The 13,289-nt window shown below is 43.3% G+C and carries 5 protein-coding genes, 2 tRNA genes, 2 rRNA genes and 3 pseudogenes; 10 read left to right on the plus strand and 2 right to left on the minus strand.

Features of this window, described 5'->3' with window-relative positions; translation table 11 throughout:
* The first annotated feature begins 73 nt into the window (after window positions 1-73).
* Window positions 74-147: transfer RNA gene (locus ACMX3D_RS03860), tRNA-Ile, on the plus strand.
* Between the two features lie 87 nt (window positions 148-234).
* Window positions 235-307, plus strand: a tRNA-Ala gene (locus tag ACMX3D_RS03865).
* Window positions 308-357: 50 nt separating this feature from the next.
* On the opposite strand, the gene ACMX3D_RS03870 is transcribed toward ACMX3D_RS03865, so the two are convergent.
* Window positions 358-513 carry a hypothetical protein gene (locus ACMX3D_RS03870; RefSeq protein ID WP_482747343.1) on the minus strand — a complete coding sequence of 52 codons (156 nt, stop codon included), beginning with the start codon at window positions 511-513 and terminating at the stop codon, window positions 358-360.
* Window positions 514-533: 20 nt separating this feature from the next.
* Between ACMX3D_RS03870 and ACMX3D_RS03875 the strand changes: the two genes are divergently transcribed.
* The 3 genes and pseudogenes from ACMX3D_RS03875 to ACMX3D_RS03885 all read left to right on the plus strand — a co-directional run.
* Window positions 534-3,353 (plus strand): 23S ribosomal RNA (locus tag ACMX3D_RS03875).
* Between the two features lie 60 nt (window positions 3,354-3,413).
* Window positions 3,414-3,531, plus strand: a 5S ribosomal RNA gene (gene rrf, locus ACMX3D_RS03880).
* A gap of 168 nt (window positions 3,532-3,699) precedes the next feature.
* Window positions 3,700-4,428 (plus strand): annotated as a pseudogene (locus tag ACMX3D_RS03885) (manganese catalase family protein); the annotation flags it as partial.
* Between the two features lie 193 nt (window positions 4,429-4,621).
* On the opposite strand, the gene ndhI reads toward ACMX3D_RS03885, so the two are convergent.
* Complete coding sequence (ndhI, locus tag ACMX3D_RS03890; RefSeq protein WP_482750156.1) at window positions 4,622-5,242, minus strand: NAD(P)H-quinone oxidoreductase subunit I; 621 nt, start codon at window positions 5,240-5,242, stop codon at window positions 4,622-4,624.
* Window positions 5,243-5,707: 465 nt separating this feature from the next.
* On the opposite strand from ndhI, the pseudogene glf reads away from it, so the two are divergent.
* The 5 genes and pseudogenes from glf to ACMX3D_RS03915 all read left to right on the plus strand — a co-directional run bounded on the left by glf (window position 5,708) and on the right by ACMX3D_RS03915 (window position 13,256).
* A pseudogene (gene glf, locus ACMX3D_RS03895) lies at window positions 5,708-8,104 on the plus strand (UDP-galactopyranose mutase).
* 103 nt (window positions 8,105-8,207) lie between these two features.
* Window positions 8,208-10,424, plus strand: a complete 2,217-nt coding sequence (locus tag ACMX3D_RS03900; protein WP_482750157.1) for a family 1 glycosylhydrolase — start codon at window positions 8,208-8,210, stop codon at window positions 10,422-10,424.
* Window positions 10,425-10,626: 202 nt separating this feature from the next.
* Window positions 10,627-10,765 (plus strand): annotated as a pseudogene (locus ACMX3D_RS03905) (NAD-dependent epimerase/dehydratase family protein); the annotation flags it as partial.
* A gap of 284 nt (window positions 10,766-11,049) precedes the next feature.
* On the plus strand, window positions 11,050-11,451 hold the full coding sequence (locus ACMX3D_RS03910) for a hypothetical protein (protein ID WP_482750158.1): 402 nt from the start codon (window positions 11,050-11,052) through the stop codon (window positions 11,449-11,451).
* Between the two features lie 521 nt (window positions 11,452-11,972).
* Window positions 11,973-13,256 carry an ATP-grasp domain-containing protein gene (locus ACMX3D_RS03915; protein ID WP_482750159.1) on the plus strand — a complete coding sequence of 428 codons (1,284 nt, stop codon included), beginning with the start codon at window positions 11,973-11,975 and terminating at the stop codon, window positions 13,254-13,256.
* Window positions 13,257-13,289: the final 33 nt, after the last annotated feature.

The following is a 13,289-nucleotide window of genomic DNA, read 5'->3' on the forward strand; positions in this document are numbered from 1 at the left end:
AAACTGAGATGGTCAACCGAGGTCGGTCGCAGAGAGAAGTGCCTGCTTTCAAACTATAGGTTGGTTCGCATTGGGGCTATTAGCTCAGGTGGTTAGAGCGCACCCCTGATAAGGGTGAGGTCCCTGGTTCGAGTCCAGGATGGCCCACCTAAAGAATTTTAGATTTTAAATTGTGGATTTTAGATTGTTATTGTTCAATCCGAAATCGCAAATCAAAAATCCAAAATTCATGATGGGGGTTTAGCTCAGTTGGTAGAGCGCCTGCTTTGCAAGCAGGATGTCAGCGGTTCGAGTCCGCTAACCTCCACCTGAAAAGCAAAATAACCAAAAAAAGGAACAGACAGCAACTAACGATAGTTAGACTGCTGGGAGTGATTCCAGCCAGAACCTTGAAAACTGCATAGAAACGCGATTAATAGCAGGCAGACGAATCGAAGTGCTGAGTGCTGAGTGCGGAATGTTGAGTGAATCAGCGGCAAGCACGAAGTAAACAGAACCAAGAAAAGTTTGCATGGATAAGCCAAATGTAAAGTGGTCAAGCGAATAAGAGCTAATGGTGGATACCTAGGCACACAGAGGCGAAGAAGGACGTGGTTACCGACGAAATGCTCCGGGGAGTTGGAAGCAAACATTGAGCCGGAGATATCCGAATGGGGCAACCCTAAATACAGCCTGTTGAATATATAGACAGGTATGAGCCAACCCAGCGAACTGAAACATCTTAGTAGCTGGAGGAAGAGAAATCAAAAGAGATTCCCTGTGTAGTGGTGAGCGAAAGGGGAAGAGCCTAAACCAAAGGGTTTACTCTTTGGGGTAGTGGGACAGCAATATCGAATCTAGCGGTTAGACGAAGCGGCTAAATACCGCACCAAAGAAAGTGAAAGTCTTGTAGTCAAAAACTTAAGGATAGTAGCTGAATCCCGAGTAGCATGGGGCACGAGGAATCCCATGTGAATCAGCGAGGACCATCTCGTAAGGCTAAATACTACTGTGTGACCGATAGTGAACCAGTACCGCGAGGGAAAGGTGAAAAGAACCCCGGAAGGGGAGTGAAATAGAACATGAAACCATTAGCTTACAAGCAGTGGGAGTCCGATTCAACGGATGACCGCGTGCCTGTTGAAGAATGAGCCGGCGACTTATAGGCACTGGTAGGTTAAGTCAAAAATGACGCAGCCAAAGGGAAACCGAGTCTGAAAAGGGCGATAATCAGTGTTTATAGACCCGAACCCTGGTGATCTAACCATGGCCAGGATGAAGCTTGGGTAACACCAAGTGGAGGTCCGCACCGACCGATGTTGAAAAATCGGCGGATGAGCTGTGGTTAGGGGTGAAATGCCAATCGAACCAGGAGCTAGCTGGTTCTCCCCGAAATGTGTTGAGGCGCAGCGGTAATGAATATACCTGGGGGGTAAAGCACTGTTTCGGTGCGGGCTGGGAGACCGGTACCAAATCGAGACAAACTCAGAATACCCAGGGCACACATTGCCAGTGAGACAGTGGGGGATAAGCTTCATTGTCAAGAGGGAAACAGCCCAGACCACCAGCTAAGGTCCCCAAATCATCACTAAGTGATAAAGGAGGTGGGATTGCATAGACAACTAGGAGGTTTGCCTAGAAGCAGCCACCCTTGAAAGAGTGCGTAATAGCTCACTAGTCAAGCGATCCTGCGCCGAAAATGAACGGGGCTAAGTGATGTACCGAAGCTGTGGGATTAATTAATTAATCGGTAGGGGAGCGTTCCGTGGTAGGTAGAAGCAGTAGCGGCAAGCAGCTGTGGACGAAACGGAAGTGAGAATGTCGGCTTGAGTAGCGCAAACATTGGTGAGAATCCAATGCCCCGAAACCCTAAGGGTTCCAGAGCCAGGTTCGTCCGCTCTGGGTGAGTCGGGTCCTAAGGCGAGGTCGAAAGGCGTAGTCGATGGACACAGGGTGAAGATTCCCTGACTATGATATGGGAGCATTGCTAGGGACGCATGAAAAATAGCTACACCCTAATTGGTTTGGGAGGAGTTTACGAACTCCGTGTAGTCAAAGATAGTGCCAAGAAAAGCTAGTAATGTGATGAACATATTGTACCCGTACCCGAAACCGACACAGGTAGGGAGGTTGAGTAAACTAAGGGGCGCGAGATAACTCTCTCTAAGGAACTCGGCAAAATGGCCCCGTAACTTCGGAAGAAGGGGTGCCCAAGAAATTGGGTCGCAGTGAAGAGATCCAGGCGACTGTTTACCAAAAACACAGGTCTCCGCAAACTCGCAAGAGGAGGTATGGGGGCTGACGCCTGCCCAGTGCCGGAAGGTTAAGGAAGTTGGTCAGGGCAACTGAAGCTGACGACCGAAGCCCCGGTGAACGGCGGCCGTAACTATAACGGTCCTAAGGTAGCGAAATTCCTTGTCGGGTAAGTTCCGACCCGCACGAAAGGCGTAACGATCTGGATGGTGTCTCAGAGAGAGACTCGGCGAAATAGGAATGTCTGTGAAGATACGGACTGCCTGCACCTGGACAGAAAGACCCTATGAAGCTTTACTGTAGCCTGGAATGGTGTCCGGGCTTCGCTTGCGCAGGATAGGTGGGAGACGATGAACTTTTCCTTGTGGGGAGAAGGGAGTCAACGGTGAGATACCACTCTGGCGAAGCTAGGATTCTAACTCATCTCCGTCACCCGGAGAGAGGACAGTTTCAGGTGGGCAGTTTGACTGGGGCGGTCGCCTCCTAAAAGGTAACGGAGGCGCGCAAAGGTTCCCTCAGCACGCTTGGAAACCGTGCGGCGAGTGTAAAGGCATAAAGGGAGCTTGACTGCAAGACCGACAAGTCGAGCAGGTACGAAAGTAGGCCTTAGTGATCCGACGGCGCAGCATGGAATGGCCGTCGCTCAACGGATAAAAGTTACTCTAGGGATAACAGGCTGATCTCCCCCAAGAGTCCACATCGACGGGGAGGTTTGGCACCTCGATGTCGGCTCATCGCAACCTGGGGCGGAAGTACGTCCCAAGGGTTGGGCTGTTCGCCCATTAAAGCGGTACGTGAGCTGGGTTCAGAACGTCGTGAGACAGTTCGGTCCATATCCGGTGCAGGCGTTAGAGCATTGCGAGGAGCCTTCCTTAGTACGAGAGGACCGGGAAGGACGCACCGCTGGTGTACCAGTTATTGTACCAACAGTAGACGCTGGGTAGCCAAGTGCGGAGCGGATAACCGCTGAAAGCATCTAAGTGGGAAGCCCACCTCCAGATGAGTGCTCTCACCACTATAAGTGGGTAAGGTCACCTGTAGAACACAGGTTCTTAGGCGGTAGGTGGAAGTGCAGTAATGTATGTAGCCGAGCCGTGCTAACAGACCGAGGGCTTGACCTCGCAACTTTGGTGAATATCGCGTTTCTTGCAGCCTTCAGGGTCTCTGACCTTACAAGTTTTCCTGGTGCCTATGGCGCGGTGGAACCACACTGATACCTTCCCGAACTCAGAGGTGAAACGCTGCTGCGGCTACGATAGTTGGAGGGTCGCCTCCTGCCACAATTGCTCGGTGCCAGGTCTATTATTATCAAAAAGAAGCGCCTTGATGAATCAAGGCGCTTCTTTTTGATAATTGAAGAGCTTAATCGGGCAACTGATAAATGATTGGTAAGCTTGACTATAATCTGTAACTATAGATTTGATGCTTTTGCAATCTGTTGCCAGCCATTCTGATTCAATTAGTTGTGGACATATCGAAATCCTCTCTACTTTGATTGGTCATCTACTCGATAAAGCACCGCTGAAATTACAAGAACAAGCTGCACAAGACCCTGTTGTGGGTGCGGTTATGGGCGGTACTAACCCACGTGATGTAATTACAGATGTGATTGCGGCAGCAATGAACCCACAGCATACTATCGTTACTGGTTTAGGGTCCCAGCCAGCTGACAGCGTTGGCTTTCCTTGGAACGGTCGCTTTATTGTCTCCAGTGGTAATCTTTTGGCAGATTTTCGGTCTAATCTCCACGCCGAAAGCCAGGGACGCTTACAAGCTGTCAGGCTATATGAGATGAGCGACGATCCTGGGGTAAAAGATACTCTGAGTTTCTTAATCGCTCGTGACACAATGCACCAAAACCAGTGGTTAGCAGCTATTGAAGATATACAAAGTTCTGGAATCGAAAGTACTCCAGTCCCCAGTTCATTACCTCAAGAATTGGAAAAACACGAGTTTGCTTATCAATTCTGGAATCACTCAGAGGGGACGGATAGTGCTGAAGGTCGTTGGGCAAAAGGGCGTTCAATGGATGGCAAAGGAGAATTTGAGTATGTTGCCAATCCTCAACCCTTGGGGGCAGAACCGCAACTATCGCCGGCCAATCCACAACTGCATGATACACCGATATCTGGCCAAACCGAAGGAAATGGTTCAAGCACACCACCTGTAATTGAACGCACAACTATTGGTGGCTAATGATTGAGGTATATCGATGCTAGGGGGCTTTGGGAAAGACTTGTCTTTCCCAAAGCCCCTTATTTTTATGCTGTTCGGGCATTCCTCACCTTTAAGCTAATCGTCATTTAAATTGCACTATTTTCATGGTAATAAAAGCTGCAAAATCTCTTCCTTTCTCTCTCCCCCCTGCCAAGAACTGCGGTCTCAATAATTAGCTGCCATTTTTCAATGAATTAGTTTCATTAACATCGTTTGCAGCTTGTTCTAAAATTTCAGATGGTAACATACCTGCTCGATGAGCATCATCAGGCACACCGTGAGGATTTAGAATACCTTGTGGTAAGTAAACTAATTCTCGTAGCGTTGTCACCATTGCATCTTCGGTAACTTTGTAAGGTAATCTTCCCATCGCTACATTGTCTAGATTCAACTCATGACGGTCATAAACGCTAAGTTCGTATTCTTCGGTAAATGAAAGACAGTTTGTTGGGCAAAATTCCACACAGTTACCACAAAAAATACAAACTCCGAAGTCAATGCTGTAATGATTGAGCTTTTTCTTTTTACTAGCTTTGTCAAATTCCCAATCTACTACCGGCAAATTAATTGGGCAGACTCGTACACAAACTTCACAAGAGATACACTTATCAAACTCAAAGTGAATCCGCCCTCGAAATCGTTCAGATGGTATGAGTTTTTCGTAAGGATACTGTACAGTAATGGGACGGCGGCGTATATGGTCAAAAGTCACGGACAGCCCTTGCCCAATGTATCGACCTGCTAGCAAGCTGTGTTTGGCATAATTACTAACTTCTTTAAGAAAATTAAACATAAGTAAATGACTATTAACTAATAGTGCTAATAATTAGCACGTTAATAGCAATTACTAACAGTCAACTCCCTCAAATGAAAGACTTACAGTAAAAATTAATTGTCAGTCTAAATACATACAGTAAATCATCAGAATACATGAAGGCTGAATTATCTATTATTATGCTTTTTATCTTACTTACTGAAGCGATTTGTCAATATTTCAGTCATGTTACTTAACGATTAAAATTAATTCCTTGGGTGGAAGAAATATCTATCTATAGTGGAAGTATAGACAAAAGATATTATCTAATCTTAGTTATTAACCCTATTTGCACTTAAAAAGTATTTTAATTTATTTGAATGTTTTTATGTGAAAAATCATAAATAATGAGCATTGATTATTCAATTTGATTGACAATATGTATCTATTTGCTTGAAATATGACACAAAAAAATCTGAAATTAAAGCTAACAAATCTAACCAGATGGCATCATCGCAAGTGAGTAAAACGACTTTATCAGACTTAGCGAAACAGCAATCTTTAGGTGTATAATCACCAGATTTTACTTCTGGCCAAAAAGCACATCAAAAAGTCAAACTTTTTACAGAAACACCTGATATAGTTTGTTTTTCTCATTTACGTTGGCATTTTGTCTATCAAAGACCACAACATCTTTTGAGTCGTTGTGTTCAAGAAAGGCGAGTATATTTTATTGAAGAGCCAGTTTTTAGCCAAGAACCATTAGGGCGGTTAGATATTAGGCAAGATGATAACGGGGTAGTGGTGGTTGTACCACGTTTACCAGAAGGTTTAAGTGAAGAAGGGATCAACGCAGATTTACGTTTGTTGCTTGATAGTTTATTTGCAGAATACGAAATTAACAGCTATATCTGCTGGTATTACACACCAATGGCGATCGCCTTTACGCATCACTTGCAACCCCAGGCGATCGTTTATGATTGTATGGACGAATTATCTGCTTTTAAAGGTGCATCACCCAAATTAAAGAACTACGAAGCCGAATTATTTCGTTGTGCAGATTTGGTATTTACAGGCGGACAAAGCCTTTACGAAAGTAAAGTCAATCAGCACCCTAATGTTTATGCTTTTCCTAGCAGTGTAGATGTAGCCCACTTCGCCCAAGCGAGAAATATTGCAGAACCCGCAGACCAAGCAAATATTCCCTATCCGCGTCTGGGTTTCTTTGGCGTAATTGATGAACGGATGGATATTGAACTGTTGTATGGGGTTGCTAAGGCGCGTCCTGACTGGCATTTGGTAATTATTGGCCCAGTGGTGAAAATTGACCCAGCAATTCTGCCACAGCGTGAAAATATTCATTATCTGGGTAGTAAAGACTATAAAGAACTACCTGCATACTTGGCGGGATGGGACTTGGCGTTACTACCATTTGCACGCAATGAAGCCACCCGTTTTATTAGTCCTACTAAAACACCAGAGTATTTAGCCGCAGCTAAACCTGTAGTTTCTACTTCGATTCGAGATGTAGTCCGTCCTTACGGAGAATCGAAGTTAGTGCGAATCGCCGATACAGTAGATGAGTTCGTCGTTGCGGCTGAACAAGCAATGCAGGAGGATAATTCAGCATCGGGATGGCTGAGTCGGGTTGATGGCTTTTTGGAAAAGATTTCTTGGGATCGGACATTAGCATCGATGATGAAATTAATAGACTCAGCGATCGCCACCCACAACAAAGAAGATAAAATTGCCTCTAATGGTGCAGTTGCAGGTAAACAAGCACCTAGTATTATTACTAGAGATTTTGTCTTTGATTATCTGATTGTCGGTGCAGGTTTTTCTGGTAGTGTCATTGCGGAACGTTTAGCCACTCAGTCGGGAAAGAAAGTTTTAGTTGTAGATAAACGCAACCATCTTGGCGGTAATGCCTACGATCATTACAACGAAGATGGTATTCTCATCCATAAATACGGGCCGCATATCTTCCACACTAATTCCCACGAAGTTTTTGAGTACCTTTCGCGCTTCACTCAATGGCGTGCTTACGAACATCGCGTGTTAGCTAGTGTAGACGGACAACTTGTTCCCATTCCCATCAATCTAGACACCATTAATAAACTCTACGGTATGAGTCTCAATTCCTTTGAGGCGGAGGAGTTTTTTAAATCACTGGCTGAACCGAAAGAATACATACAAACTTCAGAGGATGTGGTAGTCAGCAAAGTTGGGCGAGTTTTATATGAAAAGTTTTTCCGGGGTTATACCCGTAAGCAATGGGGACTAGATCCATCGGAACTTGATAAATCAGTGATAGCGAGAATTCCTACCCGCACCAATCGAGACGATCGCTATTTTACTGATACATACCAAGCTATGCCACTCCACGGTTTCACCCGGATGTTTGAGAATATGTTGAATCATCCCAACATCAAGGTGATGCTGAATACCGATTATCGAGAAATTGAAAAGGCGATACCTTGCCGGGAGATGGTTTATACGGGGCCTGTTGATGAGTTTTTTGATTACCGTTATGGCAAGTTACCTTATCGCTCGCTAGATTTCAAGCATGAGACACACAATACACCAGTATTTCAACCTGCGCCAGTTATCAACTATCCGAATGAACACTTATATACGCGTGTGACTGAGTTTAAATACTTGACTGGACAGGAACATTCTAAAACTAGTGTGGTTTATGAGTTTCCCAAAGCCGAGGGCGACCCCTATTATCCTGTACCGCGTCCTGAAAATCAGGAGATTTACAAGCAATATAAGGATTTGGTAGATGACACTCCCGGAATATATTTTGTGGGACGGTTGGCGACTTACAAGTATTACAACATGGATCAATGTGTGGCTCAGGCTTTGTCTGTTTACAAGCAAATGGCTGTGAGGGCTTGAGGTTTAGTTTGTAATGCTTTGTGTTAGGGCGTAGTTTTTAAACGCATATGTACGCTGAGTAAGCGCGGAGTGTTTTGCTAGGAATTGCGAATTGGTATGAGTTATGGTCTTCGATGCGAGATATCCGGTGGAAGTTTGGGCTGGGGTGGAGTGTACGGTTAATCGTGTGGGTGAGGAGTATTTTGACCAGTTGGAATGTAATGGTCATGCTAGGCGTTTGGATGACTTAGAGTTGTTTGCTCAATTGGGGATACGGAAAATTCGTTACCCGGTACTGTGGGAGCGAGTTGCACCTGATGGGTTAGAGAATGCTGATTGGTCTTGGGTGGATGTGCGGTTAGAGAGGTTACGGGAACTTGGTATTACTCCGATTGTGGGATTGGTGCATCATGGTAGTGGCCCTCGTGACACTAGTTTGGTAGACCCTGAATTTCCGCAGAAATTAGCCCAGTTTGCCCGTGCGGTGGCTGAACGCTATCCTTGGGTGACACATTACACGCCGATAAATGAACCATTAACAACAGCACGATTTAGTGGAATGTACGGTCACTGGTATCCGCATGGACGGGATAATTTAATTTTTGCCCGTGCTTTGTTGGGTCAATGTCAAGCGATCGCCCTTTCCATGCAAGCAATCCGAGAAGTTAACCCCAATGCTCAACTTGTACAAACCGAGGATTTGGGTAAGATTTACAGTACAAGGAGGTTAATCTATCAAGCGGATCTGGAAAATGAACGGCGTTGGTTGAGCTTTGATTTATTGTGTGGTTACATGACCCCGCTTCATCCTACTTGGGGCTACTTACGCTACTGCGGTATCACTGAGACGGAACTAGAAGACGCTTGCGAAAATTCTTATTGCCCACCGGATATTATTGGCATTAATCATTATCTAACGAGCGATCGCTTTTTGGATGAACACTTAGAAAACTATCCCGCTTGGACACATGGTGGTAATGGCCGTGATAAATATGCAGATGTTGAGGCTGTAAGAGTTTGTGCTGAAAATGTGGCAGGCCCTTACACATTACTTAAAGAAGCATGGGAACGCTACCAACTGCCCCTTGCTATTACTGAAGTTCACCTGAGTTGCACTCGTGAGGAGCAATTGCGCTGGTTTTATGAAGTGTGGAATGCTGCCCAGCAATTACAAAATGAAGGTGTAGATATTCGTGCTGTCACGGCTTGGTCACTGCTGGGTAGCTACAATTGGAACAGTTTAGTAACTCGCTCAGTTGGCTATTACGAATCAGGTGTATTTGATTTGCGTTCTCCACATCCTAGACCAACTGCGATCGCTAAGTTAGTTCGTGATTTAGCTACTGGTCATCAACCCCATCATCCTTTACTTGATACACCAGGATGGTGGCATCGACCAGAGCGTTTACTCTACCCAGCCGTTAGTTGTCTCAATAAAGGGACTGCGAAAGAAACAACCCCTACTCTCTACTCCCCACTCCCTACTCCCCCTTTAATCATAGTCGGCGCGAGAGGCACATTAGGAAAAGCTTTTGCTCGATTGTGTGAGATGCGAGGTATTAAATATCGCTTACTGACGCGTCAAGAAATGGATATTACCAATGCTGCGTCTGTGAATGCGGTGCTAGAAGAGTTAAAACCTTGGGCAGTTGTCAACGGGGCTGGATATGTGCGAGTAGATGATGCGGAGCGTGAACCCCATATTTGCCTGAAAATAAATACTGAAGGTGCAGCCATTTTAGCTACTGCTTGCGCTCAACATAACGCCGCACTGTTAACGTTTTCCTCAGATTTAGTATTCAATGGTGCTGTAACTAACCCTTATGTAGAAAGCGATAACGCTGCGCCTCTCAATGTGTATGGTTGCAGTAAAGTTTTAGCAGAAAAGCTAGTATTGCAAGCTTATCCTGCATCGCTTGTGATTCGCACCAGCGCATTTTTCGGCCCGTGGGATGAGTACAATTTTGTGACGATTGCTTTACGTGAACTGAGTGCTGGTAATGCTTTTGTGGCGGCTGAGGATGCGGTTGTGTCACCTACTTATGTGCCGGATTTGGTTCACGCAAGTCTCGATTTATTAATTGATGGTGAAAGCGGCTTGTGGCATTTGGCTAACAAAAGTGCGTCAGCGCAGCTTACCGAAGGTATCGCTTGGTCTGATTTGGCGCGATTAGCAGCAAAACAAGCTGGTGTGAGTATCAAGAATCTCATTACTCTGCCTATGCGAGAAATTGGTTTACCTGCTAAACGTCCTACTTATAGCGTACTTGGTAGCGATCGCGGTGAATTAATGCCTTGTCTTGATAATGCTATGTCTCGCTACTTTGATGATAGAGGCTAACTTATTCGTTATTCACTAGCCTGCATTCACAATGTCATGCCCTACATTAACAATGTATCGACATACATGAGCAATGTGTCTCTTTGCATTAATAATGTATCGCCATACATAAGCAATGTATCCCCCTGCATTAATAATGTATTGCCATACATAAGCAATGTAACGCTCTACATTCTTTATTTTTAATCCCCAGTTCCTAATTATGTTAACAATTTTATTTACAGGCGGAGCAGGATATATTGGCTCTCATGCTGTATGAGTCCTGAAAAATGCTGGTTATGAGGTTATTGTTTTAGATAATCTTTCCAATGGGCATCGAGAAATTGTAGAGGAGGTTTTGCCAAAGAAGTCAACTGTGTTCAAGTCGGCTCTGGAAAATTTTAAAAAAGCAGTATTAAATACAGACTTAGAACATAAAATTAAGTATCTGAACCACGGTGATACTTATAATTTTACAGTTGCGTAGTTAATAGTTTAGTTTGCTTGTTATCAAAAATTATATTATAGGCTTTCTTTTGGGAGATAAAGCAAGTATATTATCTTGTTTCGCTTGGTAGATTAACTCTCAATTTAAAAAAGATAAATATAAACTAATTCATTTGAAAACAGTTTCAGATATTAGTTTATGCAAAAAGTTTATGGCAATATTCAAGGCATAAAAGCGAGCCACATAAAACAATTACAGCAGCTTTACGAAGAACTGCAACCAGCGGATAGATTCATTACACCGGAATTTGCTCAAGCCTTAGCTGTAATTAGTACAACCATCCATCAACCGATTTATTGTTATATTAATCGGCGCGGACAATTAATCCGAATTGCTGTAGGCACACCAAGTCAAACTCAAATCCCAGAAGCCGAATTACCGCGACATAGTGCAGAACGTTTAAGCCGAGTTCGTTGTATTGCTACTCAATTTAAATCAGAACCTCCTGATACGGCAGTGTTAGTAGCAATGGCACGCCAGCATTTAGATGCTCTAGTTAGGTTTAGAAACTTTAAAACAGCATTTACTACAACTAATTGATGAATCTGTTGAAGTAATGCCTGTATTGCAAAATTCATAAAATCGGCAGGAAAATTATGGTGCTAAGTATTATTGTTTATGGTGGAGCAAAAACCATCTCTGAAGATAAAGCTATGGCTGTTGCTTATATGACTGAAAAAATGGATGGGATAGCTGTGTTTACTAGAAAATAATCCAGTTACAACTACCAATTCGTAATTACTATAGGAATCCGGTTTGATTCGGAGAACTACTCGTAGAGACAGGGAACAGGTAAAAAGGAATAAAAGTGTACCTAGCTTCACATAAATCAAATATGAGTCCTATATAGCCTTTCCTAACCTGTTGAAGTACTGAGTAAATTGCTAATCAAATTGAGCAAAACTCTGCGTAACTCTGCGTTTTTCTCTGCATCCCTCTGCGTTAAAAAATATTGTTTATGTACCTTACTTAACTCAGAATCCCTATAATCCCTCTCTCCTACAGAACACTATGCATATTTAGCTTCTTCTTTAGTCTCCAGCTTTATTCCTCAATTAGACATGAACTTAAAATACAATTTTGATTACTTTCAGGGGAGCAGTTTTTCTGATCTGTTTGCTGAAGATATCACAAATGCAAGCTATGCCTTCATCCTGAATTATCCTGCGACTGCTAGTTGGGCTAGTTATCCCAACACGAAAAAATATTTTCTTCAAGATGGTAGTAGTGAAGCCACTAAGACTTCCTCCGATAAGATTTTTCAGCAAGAACCTTGGAAAAATCTGGCTGTGTTGGGTAACGCTATTCCTGGAATTGTTACCAGTCTACCGCCACCGTTGTTAGTGAATTACTGGCAAGAACATTTTGGGTTTAACTATAACAACATAGAGGTAATGCCGCGATCGCAATATCTGGATGAGTTAAATTATCGCGATCGCTTTCACAAATTGATTACTCTATTTCCCTTTGATCATCTCAAAAAAGAAAAACACGCCGTTCATCCAGATACTCACTATCACTTGCTCAATAAAGCAACATTAGCCGAACTCGGAGTACCACATCCGCAATACGAAACTTATCATCTCGACCAAATTAATCTGGAATATATTCACTTACCAGAACAATTTCCTTACCTAATCAAAACCTCTCATGGGCTATCTGGAGAAGGCACTTATATTATTAACAACCCCAGCGATTTGAATTACTGCTTAAAAGAACTGAGGAAATATCTTGATATTAAGTTACTCAATACGATTATTGTTTCCGAGTACATCAAAAATGTTGTACAAAACTACTGTGTTCAGTTTTATGTAAGTAAAACAGGTGATATTAAGCTCATCGGCACTACTAAGCAGCTTGTCACCTCTGCGGGTAACTATGTGGGCGGTATTATTAACTCCCGTGAAACAGAAATGAATCGATTCTCTGAAATGATTGCTGCTATTAGTCAGTATGCTCTCCAGCACCAATATTTCGGCGTTATCGGCTTTGACGTTTTAGAAGACAAAGATGGAAACCTTTATGTAATTGATGTTAATTTCCGTGTCAATGGTTCAACCCCGCTTTGCTTGCAACGTCATAGTTTATTAAATCTGGGGAAAGAAGTAGCTAAATATTCTAGTAATTACCGTATAATTGGCTCATTAGCATCAATTCTTGTGAATTTAAAGGCAGAATTAGATAGTAAAGATTTGATGATTTTATCTGCTCTAGAAAAAAGTGAATCAGAACAAATTTATACAGAAATATACGGTATTATTTCAGGAACTACAATTGAAGAAATACAGCAGACAGAGCATAAATTAAGCTGCGTATTAAATGTAAATTCATGGGAATTTATGTAAAGTATAAATCCCCAAAGCTTTAATTTTGGGGAT

The organism is Anabaena sp. TISTR 8404 (assembly GCF_056847745.1).

Bases quoted from the DNA above. Each gene is read 5' to 3' on its own strand.
- ndhI (WP_482750156.1), bottom strand. From the start codon at position 5,242: ATGTTTAATTTTCTTAAAGAAGTTAGTAATTATGCCAAACACAGCTTG.
- ACMX3D_RS03915 (WP_482750159.1), top strand. From the start codon at position 11,973: ATGAACTTAAAATACAATTTTGATTACTTTCAGGGGAGCAGTTTTTCT.
- ACMX3D_RS03870 (WP_482747343.1), bottom strand. From the start codon at position 513: ATGCAAACTTTTCTTGGTTCTGTTTACTTCGTGCTTGCCGCTGATTCA.
- ACMX3D_RS03900 (WP_482750157.1), top strand. From the start codon at position 8,208: ATGGTCTTCGATGCGAGATATCCGGTGGAAGTTTGGGCTGGGGTGGAG.
- ACMX3D_RS03910 (WP_482750158.1), top strand. From the start codon at position 11,050: ATGCAAAAAGTTTATGGCAATATTCAAGGCATAAAAGCGAGCCACATA.